Raw genomic sequence first — 24249 nt, 5'->3', positions numbered from 1 at the left:
TTCTATTTTCCTGCCTGACTAGCCCAGTAAGCTTGCACTTCCTCTGCCAGTCCTTTTCGATCAATTACACCTGCCAAATATTTTTGCATAGATGCACCTGTCTTTGCCCAATAATCCTGTGGTAAATAATTAATCACACTGATATTCAACACTTTACCTTGGTCTACGTAACTACTCACTGCTTCAGATAAAATGTTACTGCTTTTCACTTTGACGTCTTTGTATGGCAGTGCCAGCCCCATTTGCGCTACAATCGCATCCTGTCCCTCATCACTGGTCACCATCCACTGAATGAATGCTTTGGCTGCAGCCTGTTGTGCTTCCGTAGAACCCGAATTATCAATAGCAAGTAGTTTCGGTTCACTGTAAGCCACTTGAGTATTTCCGTAATCTTCAGGATTGTTGCTAATCGGAACAGGGATAATGCCAAACTCTTTGTCGCGGCCTTCCAGATTACCAATAACAGCCCATGTCCAGTCACCCATGAAATAAAAGGCCGCATCTCCTTTGGCGAAATCTGTACTATCCTTGGTGTAATCTGCCACAAGTGGATCTTTACTACGTGCGTTGTATTTTTTCAGCAGATCGAAGTTATCAATTAATCCGTTAAATGCAGCATTGTCCGTGAGCTTCGAAGTTCCATTTTCCAAGTCCTTCACGAACTTACGATTGTCTTCCACGTTCTTGGATTGAAGAGAATAGGTCAGTCCCAGATAATGCGCTCCAAGTGACCAGTCTGCACCATGAAGCATGACAGGTGCTTTGCCAGCCGCCTCTACTTTTTTGAAAACCGCTTCCAGATCGTCACGAGTTTTAATGCTGTTTGGATCAAAAGAGCCACCCATCGCCTCTTCTACAACCCGTTTATTGTATAAAAGGCCATACCCTTGCGCTGTCCAAGGGATACCCAAAAACTGACCATCCAGTAGCGCTCCATCTACCGCACCAGGCTTCGTTAACCCTTCATACGTTGACTTTTCCGAATCCAGATTGAGGAATTTGTCTTTATATTGCAAGATTGTGCCTGCATCCAGATTGGCAATGGTTGCCGGATTGCCTGAAGCAAGCAAGGATTGGAACTTCTCCAGCTGCGCTCCACCAATCGGGGTAGGAATAAGCTCAATGGTTACCTCAGGATGAAGCTCATGATACGTCTTGAACAATTTCTCAAAAACACCGTTAACTTCTGCGGAGGTGTTAAAAAAGGTCAATTTCACCTCTTTTGAAGCCTCTCCAGCCTGTTTGTCAGAACCCGCTGCTGAAGAATCCGTTGTTTTACCCGACGAACAGGCAGTAATGACCAACATCAGTATCAATACGCCAACAAACGGTACCCATGTCTTTTTCATTTCTTAACTTCCCCCCTGATGTTTGTTATGAATGCGTTTACATTCCGAATACAGCTTTATCATAATCGGTGATGATCCAATATGTCAACCGGTTGACACAAATTCAGAAGAAGGGCGTTTCCTTTGAAAATAGCATGGATGTCATAAAAATATAAAAAATTACAAACAACTGCAATATATCGGGTATTTTTCACAGGAATAATATAGTAGAATTTACAAAACAAAACTTTTTCTCGTCAAGATATCTATCAAAACCTACTCTGAGAGGATGTGGTGCCCCTTTTCGAAGTTATGCCGAGAGATTTATTTTTCTTGTCCAGGCTTTCGCAAGTCACTTATATTGAGGAGAGTGAACACATTGAAGATGAAGTTTAAATTTAAAAAATCAGTCAACCTTTTGTTAGCCTGCTTAACTGCCCTCCCCCTAATGTTGACTCCAACCAACGTATCTGCAGCAAGTGACGCCAACATCAACTTATCCTCGGAAAAACAAGTAATCCGTGGCTTTGGTGGTATCAACCATCCGGTTTGGGTTGGTGACTTAACTGCAGCGCAACGTGAAACCGCTTTCGGAAATGATCAGAATCAACTGGGATTCTCTGTACTCCGAATCTGGGTAGACCCAAACCCCAATAATTGGGCTCTTGAAGTTGCTACAGCCAAACGTGCGATTGAAAAGGGAGCTATCGTTTTTGCCTCGCCTTGGAACCCTCCAAGTAGCATGGTTGAGACGTTTAATCGAAACGGTGATACCAATGCTAAGCGGTTACGTTATGACAAATACGCTGCTTACGCACAACATCTGAATGACTTTGTAACATTTATGAAAAATAACGGCGTGAATCTGTATGCCATATCCGTTCAAAATGAACCGGATTATGCCCATGACTGGACCTGGTGGACACCGCAGGAAATCCTTCGTTTTATGAAAGAAAATGCAGGAAGCATTCAAGGCACCAAAGTCATGGCTCCAGAATCCTTCCAATACCTGAAAAACATATCTGACCCCATTCTGAATGATCCGCAAGCCCTTGCTAACATGGACATTCTGGGAGCACATTTGTACGGAACACAGTTCAGCAATTTTGCCTATCCTCTTTTCAAACAAAAGGGAGCCGGTAAAGAGCTCTGGATGACTGAAGTGTATTATCCGAACAGTGACAACAATTCCGCTGACCGCTGGCCGGAAGCGCTCGACATCTCCTACCACATGCACAATGCAATGGTTGAAGGCGACTTCCAAGCCTATGTATGGTGGTATATCCGCAGATCATATGGACCAATGAAGGAAGACGGTACGATCAGTAAGCGTGGATACAACATGGCTCATTTCTCCAAATTTGTTCGTCCAGGCTATGTCAGAGTAGATGCTTCCAAAAACCCGGATACAAACACTTTCGTGTCTGCTTACAAAGGGGATAACAAAGTTGTTATCGTAGCAATTAACCGCAGTACTTCGGCAAAAAGTCAACGCTTTGTGTTGCAAAATGGCAATGCATCCACTGTATCTTCATACGTAACAGACAGCAGTCGTAATCTGGCAAGTCTTGCACCAATTAACGTTTCCAATGGCGCATTCACTGCTCAACTCCCAGCACAGAGTGTAACCACATTTGTTGCTAATATTACTGGCGGCAACGGCGGTGGCAATGTAGGCACGGGCACCACATATGAGGCCGAAACAGGAACAACACTTACGGATGCAACCATTGAAACACTTTATCCGGGCTTTGCCGGTTCTGGATATGTTAACTTCAACGCTTATACAGGCTCCGCAATTCAATGGAATGATATCAATAACACAATCACAGGCACCAAAAATGTAAAGTTTCGTTACGCTTTGGAAAGTGGTACGCGGACTCTAGATATTTATGTTAATGGCACAAAAGTACTCAGTAATGAGCCCTTTACTCAAACAGGAAGCTGGTCAACTTGGGGTGAAAAAACCATTCAAGTGCCTATGAATTCAGGTACGAATACACTCCGAATCGTAACAACAGGCACAGAGGGACCAAACATTGATAATATTACGGTAACGGCAGCATCATAAATTGATTCTTTTTAATTTATGAAGGGCAAAAAGTAGCCAAGCTCCTATATTGCAACAAACCTGAAACTCGTCAATCAACGTGTTTCAGGATCCGTACTGGAATTAAAGACTGTTGATTTCTCTTTATTTTTATAAAAAAAGCCTCCTCAAGCAATTGCTTGAGGAGGCCTTTTTATCCAATGCGGTCGAGAGGACTCGAACCTCCACGGGGGGTTAGCCCACACGGACCTGAACCGTGCGCGTCTGCCAATTCCGCCACGACCGCATATATTGTGTCTTACCAATTATTATCGGCGACAAGAAATAATATACCACGCGTAGTTTAACATGTCAACACATCTATTCATCGCCAAATAAGTGCGAATCAGATATACTCCAATTCGCACCCATTAGTTCTGCTTCAGATTAAGCCTATATATGAGTCGACAGTGGACTTATTAGAAGATTAGGGTCAATAAAAGAATTTTCTACAGCTTGGACGGCCAGTTGCCGTACCATGCATAACCGCCTCTTCTTTCCTTTTCAATATCGCTCAGCTTATATTTCACAACGCCATCGCGTCCCACAAAGATCGGTTTGTCCGTACCGAGTTCATAGAAACGGGCCCAGATCGGTGATGCACTGGAATCTGCAATGATTCGGCTGTCCCCGTTCGCTCTCTCATACCGATATCCTGTAATTTTCACTTTATTAAACCAGGCTTCGGCACCTTTGATGGATGCAGTGATTCTTGAATTAGCCGGTCTGGTCTTTAGAAACTTCACAATATTCACGCTTTCACCTGCCGTTAATGAAGGCACTTCGTAGATTCTGGCTCCCGCAGGTTTGAGTGAACTGGAATCATGCTGTTGTCCCCATGCCGTTAACTTCCCACCGGATACCACCTGGGTATTCAGGATAGCATCGACTCCTTTGGAAACCGCATTTTTACTGCGATTTGCGAGAGAACTGTCGATAAAGGAGAAATCCCCCTTACGTCCTGCGACTTCATCCAGCATGTACAATACATTAATCATCGCATCATCATTATAGGTAATATGTTTATGATAGCCGGAACTTTGATAGACTTGAGGCCAACCGCCATTGGAGTACTGCATATTAAGCAAAAAGTTGATGCCTTTAATCGCTGCAGCAGAGTATCGCGGATCATTTGTTTTTTTGAATTCACTTGCTAGCCTTCTGATTTCTGAGTATGTAGCTTTGTTATCGATCGTTGATTTGGCCCATTCACCTGACGTCTGATTGTAATCTTTTCTCCAGCCTCCATCGGGGCGCTGATTTTTTAAGATATCGGACATACTCGCCGTTGTACCGGAAGCATCAGCTGCCGATACGGTTGGTACAGGAAGGACGGCTATTCCCGCTACGGAGAATACCATTGAACACGCCAGTACAAATGTTACTAATTTTTTTGCTTTCACTCGACAACACTCTCCCCATTCATTTGATTGACTCGATCATATAAATTCCAATGAAAACAATTTAAATACAAATTATGTATTTAATAAGGTTATGATATGCAATAAATATATTTTTGTCAATATACGCAACAAACCAAAAAAATTTGTTGAACAGAATGGTTTCCTTTTTAGCTTATAACAATCTTGTTTATTATCCAAGTTCTCTCATATGAAACACAAATGACTTTTTTGTAATCTTTAACTTCCTAATTTCAACAAAATGATAACTAAAATCGATAATTCCGCTAACATTGAGGCTAAATGAACACCTTTAAACAGGTTTGACAATTACGCATTTATGCAATATAGTTTCAAATAGTTACAAAAACTTAATTATTCATTTGCCGAGTTTCAGGATTGAAAACGGGGGAACCATTTTGGGTGAATTATTCTTATACATAGGAAATATAGGGAACCTTCTACCGAACCCTTAGCTAACTCCGTAGGCATCGAAGGGAGAACATTGATTTTGAAAAAACTGATTATTTCCATTTTTGGGGCTGCTGTACTATTTACATCCGGGGCAACAAGCACAGAGGCAAGCACAATTAATACGATGGTTAACAATATGACAGGTATCCCGTACAAATGGGGCGGCACAACCATGGCTGGCTTCGATTGTTCCGGGTTTATGAGATATATTTTCAACAAATATAGCATTGAGCTCCCTCGCACGTCGCAACAACAAGCGAAAGCCGGAACACCTGTCTCCAAAGCAAGCATTCGTACAGGAGATCTGGTCTTCTTCAACACAACAGGTAGAGGCATCTCACATACAGGAGTATACATCGGTGGAGGTCAATTCGCACATGCCTCCAGCAGCAAAGGTGTCAGCATCACCAAGTTGTCCAATCCGTATTTCAGTGATCGTTATGTAACCGCAAGACGGGTAACAGGTCAATTTATGTATAACAAAATGTTGGGTAAGCTTTAATTGAATATAAAGAACGGGAAATAGCCCCTGGCTACCCCCTTACAGTAAAGAATGTAAAGATGATCTATAAAAAAACAGGGCCATACGCCTCTATTAAAGAGGTGTATGACCCTGTTTTTTTGTTTACTTCATCCACTAATGGAGCGCCTTCTGCACACGCATGGCTCCCTGTGACAGAGCATGTCCGCCGCCCACTGCACCAGCGACAGCTACCGTCTCCATGATCTCCTGATCGGTCGCTCCCTTGGACCGGGCTTCCTCCACATGATAGAACGTGCACACTTCGTTATTCGCAAACAAACCGATACCTAGCGCAATTAACTGCTTGGTTTTGGCATCAAGCACCCCCGGCTGGAAGCACTCTCCCGTAAACTCATGATATGATTTCACCACATCCGGGAGAACGTCGCTTAATGCGCCAATCTGATCCTTATAAGCATGAACTTTATCATTCATCAATGTCATGACTTGCAACACACCCTTTCGGCTGTAAATACAGCGAATTGTTCCACTGTACCTATCTTCTCTCGCGTGCGTCGCAAATATGCCTGATCCTGATGGTAATTCCAAACATTTGGTGTAGCAGACCTTCTCTTTGAGTGAGATTTCCGGTAACATGAATCCGTTAAGCTAAGCACTCATGTCATTTATTCACTTAAAACACTTTGACGAGGCTCACTGAACAGCTGATAACGGTAAGACCGATCCAGCTTCACGACACGGCGATTCTGCCTGCGAATAAGTACTTGCTCATCATCCCAGGCTACCACGATGCCCGTTACATCGTTAGACTCAAGCTCATCGCGTACCACTCTTACCTTTTCCCCTGACAAACGCAGGGCATCCAATTCTGTATCACTGATCATAATTAGACTCCTATATTCAAATTTCTTTACAAAAAGAGACCTAAATGAAAAGTCATTTAGGTCTCACGTGACTGTATTGGACTGTCATGTCATTCGAAAAAAATGTCCCGACTGAGAGTTACCGCTGCGCGTGCTCTTTGCTGTCGTTCTTCTCGAACCAAAAATCAAGCACTTTGGCGGACATCACACGTTCTTCAAGGTACTCTACTTGGTGCGGTGTAAATTGTTCTTTCCAAGAGAAGGACAACTCTTCACACAAGCCTACAATCGTCAGTAATTCTGACCAGGCAACATAGCGTTTGTACCAGAAAAATTGAGGATGTTCAATCATATAGGGATAAAGGTCATCGAATTCCGTATGTTTACAATCCAGGGCACGTTCAAAATGAACTTTCGATTCCGCCAGCTTATCAATAAAAAATTGGTCTGTTGCCGGTTGGTTCCCCATGGTGTTGCCTCCTCTCCCTAACATAACCCCATTATAAAGGAAATCTAAGGCCATGCAAAGTCATACTTCAAAAATTAGGCCCAATTTCCTTCAAAAAGTCACATTTCGTTATCGTCGAATTGCACGGTGCCATTATTTAGTGAACGAATGCGCACAAGAGCCTCTACTGGAATCCCTTGCTCACGGATGGTACGGGCACCCGCCTGGAAGCTCTTCTCCACCACAACACCAAATCCCACAAGCTCTGCGCCGGAACGCTCAATAATTTTAATTACGCCGCGGGCTGCGTCTCCGTTTGCAATAATGTCATCAATGAACAAAATGCGGTCATTTTCATGAATGTATTCGCGAGATACCATAATATCCGTTACGATTCCTTTCGTAAAGGATGGTACACGTTCGCAGTAGGCATCAGGATCGGCCAGAAGCGTTTTTTTGCGCCGGGCAAATACCAAAGGTACACCCAGTTCATGTGCTGCGGCAAAAGCAACCGGAATCCCTGATGATTCCACCGTAATCACCCGAGTAACTCCACTCTCGCGAAAACGAGCAGCAAACTCCCGTCCCATCTCCATCGTTAATGCAGGATCAATCTGATGGTTCAAAAGACCATCCAGTTTCAATACCTGATCCGAGATGACGACACCTTCTTGTAAAATTCGTTGTTTTAATACGTCCATGATTTGACCTCCCAAGCCTATCCTATGAGGTATAAAGTATCATATATCCGGCTACAAGTTCAAGCGAAATCAACCCTAAGTCCACAGAACCTGAACATTCAGAGCCGTTATCCGATCCTGCAGTCATGACTTTCATTGGTCAAGCATAACTTGTACTATGGTACCCGCATGTCCAACAATCCCGGGACCTGAAAGGGGAAACACATGAAACAGGTATTCCGGGTGCTACAGATTGCATTCACATACATCGGAACTGTTGTCGGGGCCGGCTTTGCCACAGGACAGGAAATATTGCAGTTTTTTACCCAATATGGCAAGTGGGCCACAATCACCATTGCTTTGTCCACCATGCTCTTTGTCTGGCTCGGAACCAAAATGATGCTTATTGCTCATGATACCCGTTCGCGTTCCTATGAGGATCTTAACAAACATCTGTTTGGTCACAAAGCTGGCAAATGGATCACATGGATTACTCTTATTGTTCTGATCGGTGTAAACAGCGTCATGCTCGCCGGGGCAGGTTCTGTTTTTATGGAACATCTGGGTTTGCACTACCAAACTGGTTTGATCATCACTTTGATCGGTACATATCTTCTTCTGGGACGCGGAATGCAGGCCATTCTGCAAATGAACAGTATTGTGGTGCCCATGATGCTTCTGCTGTCCCTGCTTATGATTTTCAGTACGTTACATCATCCGGGTGTCTTTCGTTTTGTCACACTGACAACAGATAGCAATCCGTTTCAGGTATGGATTTCCCCATTACTTTACACTGCATTTAACCTTGCGCTCGCTCAAGCGGTACTTGTACCTGTAGGCAATCAGATTCGTCATCGCAATACATTAAAATGGGGCGGAATTCTAGGCGGGATTGGCGTAGGTTTTATGCTGATGGCAGCCCATTTTGCAATGTCGGCCCAGATGCCAGGCATCATACAGTTTGAAATCCCTATGGGAAGTATCGCTTTTCAACTGGGATGGATAGTGCAATCTGTATATGTCTCATTGATTTTCATGGAAATATTTACAACGTTTGTTGCCGACATCTACGGCATGACTTTGCAACTTAGACAACATATCGATGTTCATCCCCGGTTGATTACACTAGTCATCATGATGTTATGTTACTCGTTTAGCCAATTCGGATTCAGCTCCCTTTTATCCGTTCTTTATCCCATTTTCGGATGCATGGCACTCTTTTGGGCGGGGAAGCTCATTAGGGATCGCTGGGGTACATTTCGTGGTCGTAATAATATGAATTGAAGACGTAGATATGAGATTGAAGCCGTTTAAATGCATAAAGTTATGGTACAATTTAAAGCAAACATAGAAAAAGGATGGGTTCTGATGAAAAAAGCAGACAACTTGGCCTCCTAAATTCGTTTTAGATATAATTTAGGAGGCTCAAATAATGAATTTTAACAAAATTGAGTTTAATACTTGGAATAGAACAGACATATTTCATCACTATATGAATCAAAATACTTCATTCAGCTTGACCAAAGAAATGGATATAACTGCTCTGTATCAACTCATCAAACATAAAGAATATCGATTCTATCCTGCGTTTATTTTTTTGATCACGAGTGTGATCAATTCACATCCCGCTTTTAGAACAGGTTACAATCATGATGGAGAACTAGGTTATTGGGATACATTGGAGCCACTTTACACCATCTTTGATCATGAAGCTGAATCTTTCTCTGCTATTTGGACTCGTGTTACAAAGGACTTCAATTCGTTCCAAAATGCCTGCATTTCCGATATAGAAAAATATAAACGTTCAGGCAAGTTGTTTCCCAAGACACCTGTACCTGAAAATATTTTTTCTCTTTCGATGATTCCTTGGACATCTTTTACTGGATTCAACTTAAATATTAATAATAACAGTCGTTACCTTCTGCCCATTATTACTGCAGGACAATTCATCAATAAAAAAAATTCAATATTTTTGCCACTATCACTACAGGTTCATCACTCGGTTTGTGATGGTTACCATGCCGGATTGTTCATGAATGCTGTTCAGGATTTAGCAGGCAATCCAGAGGATTGGCTGTTGTAAAATCCGTTAACAACACAAAAGCCGCTGTATCACACTACAGCGGCTTGTTTCATATATTTGCTCTCCCAGTTTTACGCCTGAAATTGCAAGTACATTTTTTTCAAATCATTCACCGATCTTCCCAGCGAGTAAAACGTTTTGGCTTTTTCACAAGCGGAACGAGCCAGTTCATAGCGATATGCCGGGTCCAGCATGACCTTTTCCAAGGCATCAGCCAGCGCAGATGGATCTTCAGGCGGCACAAGCAGTCCGTTCACTCCATCTTCAATCTGTTCGGGAATCCCCCCCACATCGGTGCCTACAAGCGCAAGACAGCTAAGCGCCGCTTCGGCGAACACTGAACCAAAGGCTTCTGCACGCGATGGCAGTACAAACACATCAAAGAATGGCATAAACTCTTCAGGGTGTAGCGTATATCCATAAAAAATCGTTTCATTATAAATTCCCAGACGCTGTGCGAGCTCTTCCAGATCGGGACGAATCGGTCCATCTCCAATAATATGAAGTACGTAATCATGTCCCCTGTCCTTTAACTCCGCACAAGCTTTAAACAAAATATCTAGCCCTTTGGCGGGAACAAGCCGGCAGACCGTGACCAGTTGCGGGACCGCATTATCATGGGGAATCGGTTTGAACCGCTTCTCATCAAAACCATTCGGAATAATGCCGATGCGGTCTGGATGTTTTACATACGGGCTCAAATATCGTCGGAACGAATCAGATACCGTTAGCAGACGCTCTGCACGATACTCAAGCTCTCCATAGATGGCCTGCAGGAATTGATGTTCCAATCCATCAGGCTCTATACGACCATTCAGGATAAGCTCTCTCTCATAACTGGAGTGAACGGTTTGAATGAGGGGAACCTCAGGAAACACCGACTTCATGGCCAGCCCTGCAATAGGATGATGCGCATGAATCAGATCATAAGGCTTCTGGATGCGAAGCCTGGTCCACCATAGATAGTCACGATATGTCTGAATATACTTTTGTACCACAAGACTATCCTGATAGATCGTCCAGTCAAACGTATCAAACTGTACTTCCTCTCTCCCTTTGTTACGAATACGTTTGGGCAAGGAAAACAGGTCCATCTCCCATCTTGGGCTTGCAAATCTCTCCTGCAAATAAGGAATCATAGAGGATACACCTCCGGGCTGCTCCGGAGGAAAGAATAGAGCCTGTAGCAATTTCAACGTCATTATCCCCCTTTCCATCTTCATTTCTCTTTTTCCACATTCATTTATGATATATTAGAACATATGTTCAGTAAAGCGGCTCTTGAGCCTCCAACTCCGTTCTTTACACGAAAATGTATTTTCATGCATTTTGTTGCATACCATTTATATTTATTATGACATAGAAAAGCAAGAACATCCACCGCTTTGACAACTTAATTATTAAGTCGTATATACAACATATTCAGTCAACACCACATACAGAAGCTTATGTTTTCCATTTATCTCTTCCTCGAAGGACGAAGCTGAGTATAGAAAATTAGCCGAACAAGCTTAGCGCCTTCCATATTCTTCCTCATGATACTCTTAACAATTCGTGACGAATTCCTTCTAAAATTCAACCGGTTTCTCGTAAATGCTGAACCCATCATGCTTACCTGCATAACGAAATCCATTTCCTGCATAAAAAGTGTTTAACGTGACATTGTCAGCCCCGCAATCCAATCGTACGAGAGACTTGTTTTCGAACTGTATGCCACGACTTGACCATTCCAATATCGATTTCCCTAGACCTGTTCGAGCATATTTTCTTCGTATGGCGAGCCGATGCAGATAGATTGCCCCATCTTCTACGTGGGCTTGATCTCCCCATAACTTAAGATCCCATGGACTTGGCTTCTGCATGAGAATGACCATTCCAGCGATCTGTGCTTCTTTTTTGAAAACAAAGACGTCCCCTCGGCGAATGGCCGAAGGTGTATCATGAGAATCCTCCCCTTGTAGCAATGCATTCCATTGGGAAGAGCCTTTACTTTTCAACCAGGATGCCGTCTCTGCAAGCAATGAGAGCACCTCTTCCGTGTCCTCCGGCTGTGCTTGAACAGCTTGAAAGCCATCATTAATGTACTGGCTGTGAATGGTGAATGTGTGTGTCATCATACCCCTCCTATATACTCCGGTATTAACTGCTCGCTTCCCTTGGTTTGGACTACGTCCAAATCCAAAAGTCGCTCCCATTCGATACTATCGCAACTACATTAATTAAAAGAACTAGTCGTAATATACCGAGAAAATTTTTTTTCGTCAAAAAATCAATTAAAAATGCTCAAAAAAAAAAGGATAAAAGGCTTTCGCCTCCTACCCTTCCATTCTGGCTTCATCAATAATCTGATTACGGTAGAGCATCGTGAGATGTAGTGAGTCGAATTCGATCTCTTTGTTTAGCTCCCTCATTAGCACTTCTACCAGCGTTTTACGCTGTTCACTCGTGCCTGGTACATCGTAATCCATATAACCTGTCAGATCGGAATGCGACGTATCGATGGTTGCTGTACCCACGGGCAGACCTCCGCGTTCCTGGACGAAAAGGTCATAGATTCTGAACTCCCGGTCCCTGTTCCTTGGCATCACATAACATGCTTCTTCCGCCTCTTCCGGCTCAATCATATCTCTGTTTGAATCCAAAGCATTATACTGCTCTTCCTCTTCATCTTCCTCCAGCTCTTCGGAAAAATCACGATGTACCCATTCAAGCGTCTGCAACGCGTTCCCCTGATGCCATATCCGAATGGTAATCGTATCAATGATCTCCTCATCCAGTTCCCGTACAAGCAATTCTGCCGCAGCTTCCTGTACCGTTTCATCAGGTTCTTCGTACCAGTGAATCTCCCCCTGTGCATCGGCACCATACTGTTTCAGCGTAGCCTCGGCTACCTCTTCTCCTGCAACATCATTGAATACATAGCTAGATAAGTTACGACCGGCACTGATCATCTCCATTTCCAGCAGGTGTTCCTCGTCTTCATATGTAAACGAATCATCCCGAGATGCGGGAATGATATTCACCTCGCCAGGCAAATCATCACCATAACGGCTCTCTTCATCATACAGTTCGCCTTCCATAACCGCTGTTCCCGGAGAATACCAAAATGCCTCCTCACTTCGTTCCACTGGTTGCAGGACGGAATGCAACGTGCCACAGCTCACCAAAACTTCATAGTAGGATGCCGCTACTGCATCTGCAAGTGCACGAACATAAGCATGTACCTTATCAATAATAACCTGCTCTACTGCCTCTTCTATAGACTCCTGTTCCAGTTGAAGGCTGCCTGACAGACGTTCCCCTTCTCTGTAGATCAGTAAAAGCGACCCTGTATATCTGCCATCTACCATAATATCCTGCACTTCACCATTTGCTGTACGCAGATCCGCCGTTAAATCAATCTGTACCATTGACAGTCCTCCTCATTCCTAACGTATTCTCTTAGGATGCCCTTGGAGACAGTAGTTTATGAGGCACTGTACATTTTCGAACGACGATTGGGGCCATTTTCGCAGGTCAAGTAAACAAGCAACAGAAGATTTATACGGACAAAATATACTTGTGGATCGCGTGAGCAACCCCTTCATCATTGTTGGACAGGGTCACTTCATCGGATGCGGCCTTCACCTCTTCTGGAGAGTTATCCATCGCAATCCCTTTACCAGCAAACGTCAGCATTGTAATATCATTAAAATAGTTGCCGATCGCCATGATCTCAGAAGGCGCAATGCCTTTGGAATCAGCCAGCATTTTAAGCGCCGCTCCTTTGGAAGCCTCGGGATGCATCAGATCAATGAAAAAGTCGCCGCTGCGTGTCATGTAATAAGGCAAGTTCCAAGACGTCCACTCGCGCTGGACCGCATCCATCTGCTCGATGGGGCCAAAAGCTGTAAACTTCGCCAGAGGTTCAGTCATATCCGCCCACCGAGGAAGCTTAAGCGGCTCAGCCAGGAAATTATAATACATCTGCCTTACCTGCAATTCCAAACCTTCGGGTTGATCTACATATAGCCCAAAGGCGGTATTGATATCGAAATGTACACCATTTTCACGGCAGTATGTCATAATAGGCTCCAGCCCCTGGGTATCCAAAGCAAACTGATGAATGACTTCACGTGTCTCCACTTGCGCAGTAACCGCACCGTTATGCGTAATAACATAACCATCCAGCCCCATCTGTTTCATAAAAGGAATCGTGTTGGCAGGGCCTCGGCCTGAACAAAGCACAATCTCTGCTCCTTGGCGCGAAGCCTGAATCAACGTTTCTTGTGTCCATTCAGTCAATTCATGATCATCATTCAATAAAGTTCCGTCAACATCCAGTGCAATCAATTTGTAAGTCATATGCTCTTCATCCCATCTGTGTTTAGTTGGCTGCATTATTGTTTCGTAAACAAGTCAGCTCTTCTGCGGTTAACTCGCGGTAACTCCCGATCGCCAAATCGGAAGCCAGCTTCAGTTCTCCCATGGCTACACGTTTCAGGTAAATGACACGTTTGTCCACTGCCTGGAACATGCGTTTGACTTGATGAAACTTCCCTTCATGGATAATTAGCGAAATAAGCGATACGATGCCTTCATCTGTTTCCTCATATCCGAGCACAGTCAGCTCAGCCGGCATGGTCTCATACCCGTCATCGAGTTGAACGCCAGCTGCGAAACGCTGCACATCCTCTTCCTCCACTTTCCCGAGCACCCGTGCTTCGTATGTTTTGGGTACATGTTTTCGAGGGGATAACAGATCATGGGCAAGAGGGCCATCGTTTGTTAAAATAAGAAGTCCCTCCGTATCTTTGTCCAGCCTCCCTACCGGGAATGGTTGAAAAACACGATCTTCCTTGCGTAGCAGATCCAGCACCGTCTTATCCCGAGCATCTTCCGTCGCAGATACGACACCCGGCGGTTTATGAAGCATCAAATAGATCATTTCACGGTAGACAATCCGCTCACCATCCGCTTTAATGATGTTTATTGCCGGATCAACCTGCATGCCGCTGTCCTTTACCGCTTTGCCATCCACATGAATACGTCCCTGCTTTACCATTTTTTTAAGCTCACTGCGTGTACCTATACCCATATGACTTAAAATTTTATCCAATCGCTGCGTTTGTTTGCCTTTCCCACTCATACCGATGTCCACCTCCATCCTGCAGGATATTCATTTTTCAATACACCATCCAGCCATTTGCCCCAACCGGCCGCATATCCATCCACGCATACGAGCACATAACCCTTAGGCGCTGTTCCTTCCAGAAGGTTAAGCCGTCCTTGCTCTACGTTCAGCGTTTCCCCTTTCAGGTACCTCACTGCTTCTCCATCTTCAGAAGACAGATGCACACTTCGATGTGCCTCGGATGCACGCAACGCGCACGCTAACGGATGCGAAGGAACGAATCTCCCGTTTTTAACCGTGCCCATAAACCATCCGGGGCGAATCACTTTCAACCCTTCCAGACGGGCAGCACCTACCGCTGACTGATAGACACGATCCCCGTAACATACCGTTTCGCCTTCGAGCGTTATAACCAGATTCTCATTTACAAACTGAGCGTAGACCGCTAATGGATCAACGGAACTGGAATCCGCACCTCGTCCTTGCCCTCGCTCAGACTTGCGACCACCAGCCTCTTTCCCTTTCTTGCCTGGTTTAACGGTGTGTTTACCACCTCGTGTACTTTTGTCGTTGCTTTCTCTGGATTCAACCCGTAACAAACGTTCCTTTTTACGATCGGCTTTGGTCATAGGAAGCGAAGCCGATCGTAAAAAGGAACGATCCTCACTCGGTTCATGCAACAATCCGGAATCAGGCACACGTTGTTCAGCACCACGTTGTTTTTCATGTAACTCTTGGTCTAACTCTGGATTAGATTCATCAGAGTGTTTTATCACAGCAACATAATGTCCCTCTCCTTCTAACAAGTGAGGCCATAATCGGGCTGTGCCACACGTCTGATCCAGCACTTCTTCTGTCTCCGCTGCCTGCTCCGGCAACATCTCACGCACCCAATCCGGGCGCCCTGGGGCAAATCCCGCGGTGTCAGCAATATGAACTACTGAAAAATCACGATTCAAGTTCAAAAACTCGGCGATCATCGCTTCGTTTTCCTCCGGCGCAAAGGTACAGGTGGAATAAACAATCGTGCCTCCTGGAGCCAATAACCGCGCTGCGATTTCGAGAATATCTCGCTGCATCAACACACACTTCTCCACAGAATGATGTTCCCATGATTTCACCATGTCTTCATCCTTACGGAACATGCCTTCGCCTGAGCACGGTGCATCGATCAACACTTTATCAAAATAATGAGGAAATGCATCTGCAATGCGCTCAGGTGACTCATTCAGCACAACGGCATTTCTCACACCGTACAGCTCCACGTTTTTGGCAAGTGCTTTGGTTCGCTCTGCATGAATGTCATTCGTGACAAGCACCCCTTTACCTTGCAACTTGGCAGCAATCTGGGTTGACTTCCCCCCGGGAGCAGCACACAAGTCGAGCACGCGATCTCCAGGCTGTACGTTCAATTGTTCCACGGGAGCCATTGCACTCGGTTCCTGAATATAATAGAGACCCGCGTGGTAATAAGGATGCAGGCCAGGCTTCACCCCATGAGGCACGTAAAAACCCGTTTCGCACCATGGAACAGGTCTTAAGTCAAACGGGGCAATCTCTTTAAATTGTTCCATTGATATTTTAAGCGTGTTTACGCGGAGACCGGCATGCGGGGATTGTTCATACGATTTCATAAAAGATTCAAATTCATCGCCAAGCAAACGTTTCATTCGCTCTGCGAAGTCCAAGGGCAACTGTACGGCCATAGTTCCACTCATCCTATCCTGTTAAAATGACATATTGCTCTATGTTATCATATCCTGATTTTCCTTGCCTATCCTATCATGTGTATTCCACTACAGCGTGTAATGTAGTATAATGCTAATAGATTGTTTGATCAGCAAAAATTCGGTTGTTTATGAATATTATCCCAGCCTATATTTTTGTTGCAATTTTATCTCGATATGAATGATGGGGGATGAACAATGAATTCCAAGAAGAAAAAGAAAAGCGCCACAATCCTTATCTTCCTCGGCATACTAGTCGTCATGATTGCTGCGCTGGTTCTCGTGAACCAACAATCCAAGAAACAGATGGATACTGTAGAAAACGCTTATGGCATTGCAGCTTCCAAGCTTAATCCGGCTACACGGGAATTGCTCACTGATCCCAACTATCAACAAATCATCCTGCCGGCTGATCTGAAAGCCAGAATTGATAACAAGGATAGCTTCTTTGTTTATTTCTTCGCTTCCGACTGCTCACACTGCCGTGCAACGACACCTCAATTAATGCCGCTGGTAGACAGTGAAGGAATTAAGCTTCCACAGTTTAACCTGCGCGAGTTCGAATCCGGCTGGACAGATTACAACATTGAATTTACACCTACACTTGTCTATTACCAAGATGGCGTTGAGAAAGACCGTATGGTTGGCGGTTTGAAAGAGAACGGAAGCGACAACGGTTATACCCTGGACGACTACAAGCAATTTTTCGATAAGTATAAAGGCAGTGCAACTCCAAGTAAAAGCTAGTTCGATGAACTTTGGGTAAAAATCAAATCCAATAAACCAAAAACACCCCGATCATTCCTGTAAAGGAATCGTCGGGGTGTCTTGTTATACAAACATAGGATGTAGGACCCTAATTATTTGCTTGATGATTAGCGTTCTCGTCGTGCTCTTGTAACTCCGTCTGCTGTAGAGCCTTCATTTTCTCTTCGTAAATTCGTCCTCGGGTTGGACTTCGCCGCTGCGGAACATTAGGTTTCAGCTCCAGCGACCTTTTCTGCATATGCTCAACAAGTGCCTTATCCTCAATAAGGATAGACAGATCACGATACTCAAGTTTTTCAGGATCATGATCCTGTAACTCGTTTACAATGCTGTGAACGTCTGCTTTCAACTCGCCCAGACGGATACCGAGAATAATGTCAGGATACGATTCCAGTAGTTCCAGAGAACTTTGCAACATCATTCGTCCGCCGCGAAAATTACGATTTCTGTAATGATATAGTCCCACCGCGATTTGCAACAGGCCTTTGTATAGCGGATCTCGGTCTCGTTCCAACCACAATTCTTCAAGCACCTCATGACACTCGAAATAGTCCCGATCCCGATTAAAATAAATCAGATAATCAATGTAGAGCGGTTCATAACTGCTCATCTGGATTTTCGCCCTTTCTGGCGTTGTTCAGAAGTTCTTTCACATCATCCAGCAGCGCTTTGAGCCCCTCCATATCATTCCGTTCCCAGCAGTCATTAAATCGTCTCTGTGCTTCAATTGCCTCATGAACCAGATGATAGAAATACAGCTGTTGAATGATGCTGAGCGTTCTTGACACAATATTGGAATCATCCTCGAATGCCTTCTGCGCTTCCAGAATCTGTAGACGGATCGCTGACATCTCATTATCGAGGACGAAAGCAGCCTCCGCTGTTTTCTTAAGTCTGGCTCGCATATCTTCCGGCAGGCTTTCCCGGTATTTATAGCTCAAGGAATGTTCAATCGTTGCCCAGAAATTCATGGCAAGTGTCCGAATCTGAATTTCGGCAAGCACTTTTTTCTGCCCCAAGGCCGTCTGTACAGGATACTCAATGATCATATGAAAACTGCGATAACCGCTTTCTTTGAAGTTGGTTATATAATCTTTTTCAATCAATACGGTTAAATCCTTCCGTGCTCTGATGTATTCGGCAACACGCCTAATATCATCCACGAACTGACACATAATCCGAATACCCGCAATATCCTCTATCCCGGTCTCCACATCATCCAGTGCAACATTCAGACGTCTTGACTTTTCCAGAATACTGGAGATTTTTTTGACACGGCCCGTAACGAATTCTATCGGGGCATATTCTTCCCGTTTCTTCAATTCGGCCCGCATCGTTTTGAATTTGACCTTCAATTCCTCTACCGCTTGTTCATAAGGAAGTAAAAATGTACCCCAGTCTCTACCGTCCATCGTTAAGCCTCCTGTCTCTATAGCATCCCCTGTTCTTATCCATTATACATGATGTTTGCCGGGGGGAAGAGTCCCGATCCATTATACACTCTCCCACGCTTCTAATATTCGTGTTCTGGGGGTATATCGCTCTTTAACGGTGGTCTGCACCAACCGCCTCTGAAATATGGTGATATCCGTCCTTACGCAGTAACTCGCGCAATCCAGCATGGATTCTGCGGTTTACTTCTGGTCCTTCATAGATTAACGCAGTATAGATTTCTACCAGGCTTGCCCCGGCTTTGATTTTCTCATACGCATCCTCACTAGTGAAAATGCCACCCGAGCCGATGATGGGAAGCTTGCCTTCAGTCTGTCTGTATACCTGACGAATGATTTCTGTTGAACGTTCACGTAGCGGCTTTCCACTGAGCCCGCCCGTTTCCTTCGCGTGCTGATGCGAGAGACCTTCACGACTAATCGTTGTATTCGTCGCAATGATACCCGACACCCCACTCGCCGCAATCGTACCAACCATATATTCGAGTTCTTGCTCATTCACGTCGGGCGCTATTTTGACAAGCACGGATTTGGCTGCTCCACCAACCTTAGCCTGTTGGCGGTTCATCTCTTCCATTACTGCAGCCAGCAGTTCTTTCAATTCATTCCCATGTTGCAGATTACGCAAATCCGGTGTATTTGGTGAACTGATATTGACCACAAACAAATCTGCATAAGTATATAACGCCTGTATACATTTCGCATAATCCAGATGAGCTTCCTCATTTGGAGTGACTTTATTTTTTCCAATATTGACCGCTACAGGGATACGACGTTCTTGAAGACGCGCCAGCTCGCCTGCCATCGCTTCTGCACCCAGATTGTTGAAGCCCATCCGGTTCACCAGCGCTTCATCTGGCGGTAAACGGAATAGACGGGGTTGATCATTGCCAGACTGTGCGAGCGGTGTCACCGTTCCAACCTCCATAAATCCGAACCCAATCGAAGAGAAGCCGGTTACAGCCTGTCCGTTTTTATCCAGACCTGCGGCTAGACCAACCGGTGTAGGAAAATGACAACCGAACATGTCCACCGCCAGATCCGGGGTCTCACGCACACCGTACATGACACGTAGTCCGGACGGAACTGGACGGACACTGCCCACACCGCTTAGGCCACCAATAATCAGATGATGGGCCTGTTCAGGGTCCATTTTGAATAATAAAGGTTTAGCAAGACTTTTGTACAACAAATCACTCACTCCGTTCTGGTTCGGTACGCCATATGGCCGCTCCCCGTCTCTTATATGTAAAAAAACTCTACACACAAGTCTAGCCGTTTCTCCCTCAAAAAGAAAGTCATTTACGCATAGACAAACAAATTTCAAATCAGATGATCTATGCATAAGAAATCCACCTACCCACTGGAAATAGCGGGCTGAATTCTTTACAATGAAAGCATGGTTACTCTAGACCAGTTCGATACCTATGAAGGAGGAAAAAAGCCATGGCTCAGAAACGTAAACCACCTGCATTGCAACAAAAAAAGGAAGAGGTCAATCGCAAAGCCATCATATGGACAGCAGCCAGCGTTGGCGGTTTGATCGTTATCATTGGTGCTCTGCTTATTATTGCCAACATGTAGTTGAATCAGCATGCACTAACCGAACTTACATATAGTGATCTCTGAGCTCAATGGGAACTTTACGATTATATCAGAGAACTGCAGAGTCAATTTAGCCAGTGATATGTTTTGTTTGGATTGTTCTGCTGAGGAACAAGTTTGTACTTATACCGCTGTTCGGTTTTTGGCACAGATGTTAGCTCTGGGAGCAGATCTTTACCAATGCGCACCGGAGTTCCTTGCGGAGCAAGAGCGAACAACTCCTCCACATCCGCTTTGCTCATCCTCACACATCCAAGGGACTCATCAAGGCCAATGCTATCAGGCTCATTAGTCCCGTGGATGGCATAATTCGTATTCGAGAGCTGCATGCCTCGAGTTCCGAACTCTCCATTAGAGTGGCCATTCGGATTAACCACTTTATCCGTAATGACATACGAGCCCTCAGGCGTCCGATCTCCGCCCAGACCCACTTCATACATCCGAATGATCGTATCCCCGCTGATGAGTGCCAGCCTGTGGTTACTCTTGTCGATCACGATCTCAAGCGGCTCTTCAAAAAAAGGCTGTCCCCCTAACGTATCAGCAAACGGTGCCTTTGTCTTCTTGGATGACCCGGTAGCCTGTTGTTTCCCATTACCGTTAGAACTTGCCTCTTGAGCCTTGGCTTGATGAGCGGCCAACAGCTGCGGAAACATCTCACTCATTTCAGCTGAAGTTTCTCCCAAAATATTGTCAGGAAACGGCTGGGCCATTGCTGTGACACTCTTTGGCCAAGCTTTGTGTTGTTTATGGTATGAAAGGATTGCACTTGACAACGCCGCGGCTGTCTCCTGTTTGGCTGTCCACGCGGAGGCCATACGTTTGATCTTAGAGGATACTTTAGGCGGTTCACAGTTACATTGTTCTGCATCATAACTCTGGGCCGTGAGCTTGCCTTTTTCATTGGTCTGCATAATGTATTTGACTGGCATATCCCGCTTCCAGACAGACCATTTCTCCGATGTCTGCATGCCGAGAACAGCCGTCGTATTCATTCCGGCACCTGATCCAGACCAGGCAGCAGCAAGAGTATCCCCTCCATCATTTCCATTGCCAAATCCGGCCGCTGTGAACACATTGCTCTGCTCTATGGACGTCATACTCTCTCCTTGTTGCTCTTTGGCAGGCTGTGCATGTGGTGTATCGTCCTCTGACTCCAATGCTTCAGACAGGGCATCCGTCGCCCCTTTATGGGCACCAGGGGCATCTGCAGGCGGTAAACCCGCTAACAGTAGTAGCATTAACAGAGTCAGCCACATTTTCCGTCTGCGTTTCTTTTTCTCCTTGAGCTCAGACATCTCTACTAACTTATCCTGATAGTCCATCCATATGTCAGCAGGGGCTTTACTCCGCTCGAAAGCTTCATACACTTCGCCAGCTTGTTGGAAACAATAATTGGCCTTTCCTTCCTGTCCTTCGCCAAGGTACTCTTTGCCTAACAAGTACCATGCCATTTTATTATCTGGATGTTTCTTGACATATGACCTTAGATCCGTATTTTGCATCTAATCCTCCACTATTCCGCCGTAAGCATATAGAGTTATATATCGGCATCCAGCGTCAAAACATGCATAGGACTTCAGTACTTGGTACTAACCAATTGAATTTGGCACATATAAAAAAAGCACACCTTCTGTCTCTGCGACAAAAAATGTGCTTTGATGAACATGAAATAAAAAACTTAACCTTCTTTATTAAAAGGCTCGTCCGCTACTTTAATGGAGTCTGTAGGGCAACCATCGCATGCATCCTGCATATCATCGAACAAATCTTCAGGGATGGCCTTGATTCCTTTGTTAGCATCGCCATCAAAGATCACTTCTGCCAAACCTTCATCATCATAATCATAGATATCCGGAGCTGTTGCTCCGCAAGCGCCACATGCAATACATGTGTCTTTTTCAACCCAAGTATATTTACTCATTGTACAATCTCTCCTCCTAGGATTCACCACGAACCGTGTTTTTATCTAAAAACATATTAAACCAAAGTTTGAATAATTACAAATCAAATTACAACAACCACAACTTTATATTATCCCTGTTTAGTCGAAACTTTGCAAGTTATCTTTTTGCAGAGACGTTCCTCTTACTTTGTGGTTACGAAGCAATACGGAAGGATCATCCCCGAGCATACCTGCAGTCACCACCGCATTTTCACCGAATTTATCCCGAAGCTGATCCATAATTCGAATTAAACTTTCCTTTTTCGGCTTTTGTTCATATTCAAACAAATCCATCTGCACAGCCGACTCTTCCCTGGGAATCAAGGTCTGCAACGTGATGCCAAGCATTCGTACAGGTTTTCCATTTCCCCAGTGTTTTGCAAAAAGCTTACAGGCCTCACGATAGATAACCGCCGCGTCCTCTGTAGGTATATCCATCATGCGTGACCTCGTGATCGTTTTCATGTCAGGGGTACGAATCGTAATCTGAATGCCTTGACTGAGCATTTCGTGTTTGCGTAATCTCCGGGCTACCTGATCACTGATGTTGAGAAACACACGGTGGATATCCGCCATTTCAGAGACATCGGCTGGCAGTGTTGTTGTATGCCCAATCGATTTATTTGCTTCACGCTCTGCAACAACAGGCGAGTGATGAATGCCATTAGCCGAATTTTTGAGCCATGTACCATTCACACCAAACAGGTCTGTCAGCATTTTTTCGTCCGATTTAGCCAATTGACCGATCGTATCAATGCCCAGCTTTTTCAGTTTCTCGGCCGTCTTTTTCCCGATGCCAAACATCTCGTTACACGGTCTATGCCATAAAATGCGCGGCACATCTCTCATCCGCAAAATCGATATGCCGTTTGGTTTTTTCAGATCCGAAGCCATTTTGGCAAGCAGCTTGTTCGGCGCAATCCCAATGGAACAAGGCAGGCCAAGCTCCTCCTTGATTCTCTGTTGAATCTGTTCAGCGATTTCAATAGGTGTACCGAATTGTTTGGAACCCGTTATATCCAGATAACACTCATCAATTGAGGTCGCTTCCAGCAGAGGCGTGTAACTATACGCAATCTGCATAAACGCCCTGGAGTATTGACGATACAGGTGGAAATCCGGTCGAATGACAATCAGATCAGGACATTTTTTCATCGCCTGTTGCACAACCATGCCGGTTGAAATCCCTCTACTTCGGGCTGTATAAGAACAAGTGACAATAACACCCTTACGCAACTCACTGCTACCCGCAACAGCAGTTGCTTTTCCTCTGTATAACTCCGGCTCTTCTGCTTCATGTACGGAGCAATAGAAGGCATTCATATCGACATGCAGAATCACTCTGCCAGCCGCTGGATAATACTCGCTTACATTCATTGGAGGATTGTTGTCTGAAGACTTCACGCCCCCCACCCTTTCTCTCCTCCCGGCTGGGAGTTCGCTTTATTTTCATCCAGGTCTATTTTTGTTCTTAAATATGGCTCTCACAACCAGAGCAATCACAATCAGAAGTATTACTGTAATAACTACATTCTCCCATAGTATGGTCACGATCACTCCCAACCTTTCGTTGTTAAAATTATAACATAGGTCGCCTTTTGATATCCCGGACCCTTTTTCACAACAAAATCGCAATTGTTTACGTCAACCTGCGAATTCTATGTAGCATTTGGCTATAATGATGCTATAATAATTAATTATACAAATTCACGAGTTTGGGACAAATCCATCATACCAGTTTAACACAGTGTAGCGTTGCTACATCGAAGGGTTTATCCATTAACGTTCTTA

The 24249-nt window shown here is 44.7% G+C and carries 24 protein-coding genes, 1 tRNA gene and 1 riboswitch; of the genes, 6 read left to right on the top strand and 19 right to left on the bottom strand.

Annotated elements, in window-relative coordinates; genetic code table 11:
- Positions 1–2: 2 nt before the first annotated feature.
- The gene (locus FS818_RS02940) at positions 3–1349 is read right to left on the bottom strand and encodes an ABC transporter substrate-binding protein (protein WP_145329459.1); all 1347 of its coding nucleotides are present in this window, start codon (positions 1347–1349) and stop codon (positions 3–5) included.
- A gap of 364 nt (positions 1350–1713) precedes the next feature.
- Here FS818_RS02940 and xynC point away from each other — a divergent pair, with 364 nt between their 5' ends.
- Positions 1714–3399 (top strand): glucuronoarabinoxylan endo-1,4-beta-xylanase XynC, encoded by a 1686-nt coding sequence (gene xynC, locus FS818_RS02935; protein ID WP_145332728.1) that lies wholly within the window; start codon positions 1714–1716, stop codon positions 3397–3399.
- Positions 3400–3579: 180 nt separating this feature from the next.
- On the opposite strand, the gene FS818_RS02930 is transcribed toward xynC, so the two are convergent.
- Positions 3580–3664: transfer RNA gene (locus FS818_RS02930), tRNA-Leu, on the bottom strand.
- A 202-nt stretch (positions 3665–3866) separates the two neighbouring features.
- Positions 3867–4820: a pectate lyase gene (gene pelA / locus FS818_RS02925; RefSeq protein WP_260984498.1), complete on the bottom strand. Its 954-nt coding sequence runs from the start codon at positions 4818–4820 to the stop codon at positions 3867–3869.
- A 371-nt stretch (positions 4821–5191) separates the two neighbouring features.
- A riboswitch (cyclic di-AMP (ydaO/yuaA leader) is annotated at positions 5192–5323 on the top strand.
- A 5-nt stretch (positions 5324–5328) separates the two neighbouring features.
- Here pelA and FS818_RS02920 point away from each other — a divergent pair.
- Positions 5329–5793: a C40 family peptidase gene (locus FS818_RS02920; protein WP_145329456.1), complete on the top strand. Its 465-nt coding sequence runs from the start codon at positions 5329–5331 to the stop codon at positions 5791–5793.
- A gap of 135 nt (positions 5794–5928) precedes the next feature.
- Here the strand turns inward: FS818_RS02920 and FS818_RS02915 are convergent, their stop codons facing one another.
- The 4 genes from FS818_RS02915 to FS818_RS02900 all read right to left on the bottom strand — a co-directional run bounded on the left by FS818_RS02915 (position 5929) and on the right by FS818_RS02900 (position 7787).
- Complete coding sequence (locus FS818_RS02915; RefSeq protein ID WP_090924755.1) at positions 5929–6258, bottom strand: carboxymuconolactone decarboxylase family protein; 330 nt, start codon at positions 6256–6258, stop codon at positions 5929–5931.
- Positions 6259–6440: 182 nt separating this feature from the next.
- Positions 6441–6659 carry a hypothetical protein gene (locus FS818_RS02910; RefSeq protein WP_090924754.1) on the bottom strand — a complete coding sequence of 73 codons (219 nt, stop codon included), beginning with the start codon at positions 6657–6659 and terminating at the stop codon, positions 6441–6443.
- A gap of 118 nt (positions 6660–6777) precedes the next feature.
- Positions 6778–7107 (bottom strand): hypothetical protein, encoded by a 330-nt coding sequence (locus tag FS818_RS02905; protein ID WP_110893402.1) that lies wholly within the window; start codon positions 7105–7107, stop codon positions 6778–6780.
- Positions 7108–7205: 98 nt separating this feature from the next.
- Positions 7206–7787 carry a xanthine phosphoribosyltransferase gene (locus FS818_RS02900; RefSeq protein WP_090924753.1) on the bottom strand — a complete coding sequence of 194 codons (582 nt, stop codon included), beginning with the start codon at positions 7785–7787 and terminating at the stop codon, positions 7206–7208.
- Between the two features lie 204 nt (positions 7788–7991).
- Here FS818_RS02900 and FS818_RS02895 point away from each other — a divergent pair, with 204 nt between their 5' ends.
- Both FS818_RS02895 and catA read left to right on the top strand, forming a co-directional pair.
- On the top strand, positions 7992–9050 hold the full coding sequence (locus FS818_RS02895) for a YkvI family membrane protein (RefSeq protein ID WP_145329453.1): 1059 nt from the start codon (positions 7992–7994) through the stop codon (positions 9048–9050).
- A gap of 148 nt (positions 9051–9198) precedes the next feature.
- On the top strand, positions 9199–9849 hold the full coding sequence (gene catA / locus FS818_RS02890; protein WP_145329450.1) for a type A chloramphenicol O-acetyltransferase: 651 nt from the start codon (positions 9199–9201) through the stop codon (positions 9847–9849).
- 71 nt (positions 9850–9920) lie between these two features.
- Here the strand turns inward: catA and FS818_RS02885 are convergent, their stop codons facing one another.
- From FS818_RS02885 to FS818_RS02860, 6 genes are all read right to left on the bottom strand, one after another.
- Positions 9921–11045, bottom strand: coding sequence for a glycosyltransferase family 4 protein (locus FS818_RS02885; RefSeq protein ID WP_145329447.1), 1125 nt, complete (start codon positions 11043–11045; stop codon positions 9921–9923).
- Between the two features lie 372 nt (positions 11046–11417).
- Entirely contained in the window at positions 11418–11963 is a 546-nt protein-coding gene (locus tag FS818_RS02880; protein WP_145329444.1) for a GNAT family N-acetyltransferase, read from the bottom strand.
- 201 nt (positions 11964–12164) lie between these two features.
- Complete coding sequence (locus FS818_RS02875) at positions 12165–13259, bottom strand: hypothetical protein (RefSeq protein ID WP_145329441.1); 1095 nt, start codon at positions 13257–13259, stop codon at positions 12165–12167.
- 130 nt (positions 13260–13389) lie between these two features.
- Positions 13390–14193: a Cof-type HAD-IIB family hydrolase gene (locus FS818_RS02870; RefSeq protein WP_145329438.1), complete on the bottom strand. Its 804-nt coding sequence runs from the start codon at positions 14191–14193 to the stop codon at positions 13390–13392.
- A 22-nt stretch (positions 14194–14215) separates the two neighbouring features.
- On the bottom strand, positions 14216–14977 hold the full coding sequence (locus tag FS818_RS02865) for a pseudouridine synthase (protein ID WP_145329434.1): 762 nt from the start codon (positions 14975–14977) through the stop codon (positions 14216–14218).
- On the bottom strand, positions 14974–16668 hold the full coding sequence (locus FS818_RS02860; RefSeq protein WP_145329431.1) for an RsmB/NOP family class I SAM-dependent RNA methyltransferase: 1695 nt from the start codon (positions 16666–16668) through the stop codon (positions 14974–14976). Before FS818_RS02860 ends, FS818_RS02865 begins: the two co-directional genes overlap by 4 nt.
- Positions 16669–16887: 219 nt before the next feature.
- Here FS818_RS02860 and FS818_RS02855 point away from each other — a divergent pair, with 219 nt between their 5' ends.
- On the top strand, positions 16888–17436 hold the full coding sequence (locus FS818_RS02855) for a thioredoxin family protein (RefSeq protein ID WP_145329428.1): 549 nt from the start codon (positions 16888–16890) through the stop codon (positions 17434–17436).
- Positions 17437–17545: 109 nt separating this feature from the next.
- On the opposite strand, the gene FS818_RS02850 is transcribed toward FS818_RS02855, so the two are convergent.
- The 3 genes from FS818_RS02850 to FS818_RS02840 form a co-directional block, all read right to left on the bottom strand.
- Positions 17546–18067, bottom strand: a complete 522-nt coding sequence (locus tag FS818_RS02850) for a DUF309 domain-containing protein (RefSeq protein WP_145329425.1) — start codon at positions 18065–18067, stop codon at positions 17546–17548.
- Positions 18054–18869, bottom strand: a complete 816-nt coding sequence (gene yjbM / locus FS818_RS02845) for a GTP diphosphokinase (RefSeq protein WP_145329422.1) — start codon at positions 18867–18869, stop codon at positions 18054–18056. The genes FS818_RS02850 and yjbM overlap by 14 nt, the downstream gene beginning before the upstream one ends.
- 133 nt (positions 18870–19002) lie before the next feature.
- Entirely contained in the window at positions 19003–20100 is a 1098-nt protein-coding gene (locus tag FS818_RS02840; RefSeq protein WP_145329420.1) for a quinone-dependent dihydroorotate dehydrogenase, read from the bottom strand.
- Between the two features lie 254 nt (positions 20101–20354).
- Between FS818_RS02840 and FS818_RS28670 the strand changes: the two genes are divergently transcribed.
- A complete protein-coding gene (locus FS818_RS28670; protein WP_167375854.1) occupies positions 20355–20492 on the top strand; it encodes a hypothetical protein in 138 nt (45 codons plus the stop codon).
- Positions 20493–20578: 86 nt separating this feature from the next.
- Here FS818_RS28670 and FS818_RS02835 read toward each other — a convergent pair whose 3' ends face one another.
- From FS818_RS02835 to FS818_RS02825, 3 genes are all read right to left on the bottom strand, one after another.
- Entirely contained in the window at positions 20579–22018 is a 1440-nt protein-coding gene (locus FS818_RS02835; protein WP_145329417.1) for a L,D-transpeptidase, read from the bottom strand.
- Between the two features lie 176 nt (positions 22019–22194).
- Positions 22195–22437, bottom strand: a complete 243-nt coding sequence (locus FS818_RS02830) for a ferredoxin (RefSeq protein WP_110893432.1) — start codon at positions 22435–22437, stop codon at positions 22195–22197.
- 120 nt (positions 22438–22557) lie between these two features.
- Positions 22558–23835 (bottom strand): DNA polymerase IV, encoded by a 1278-nt coding sequence (locus tag FS818_RS02825; RefSeq protein ID WP_145332726.1) that lies wholly within the window; start codon positions 23833–23835, stop codon positions 22558–22560.
- Positions 23836–24249 lie beyond the last annotated feature (414 nt).

This window comes from Paenibacillus xylanexedens (genome assembly GCF_007680605.1).
GTDB lineage: Bacteria > Bacillota > Bacilli > Paenibacillales > Paenibacillaceae > Paenibacillus > Paenibacillus xylanexedens_B.
This window is presented reverse-complemented; position numbering and strand designations above follow the sequence as displayed.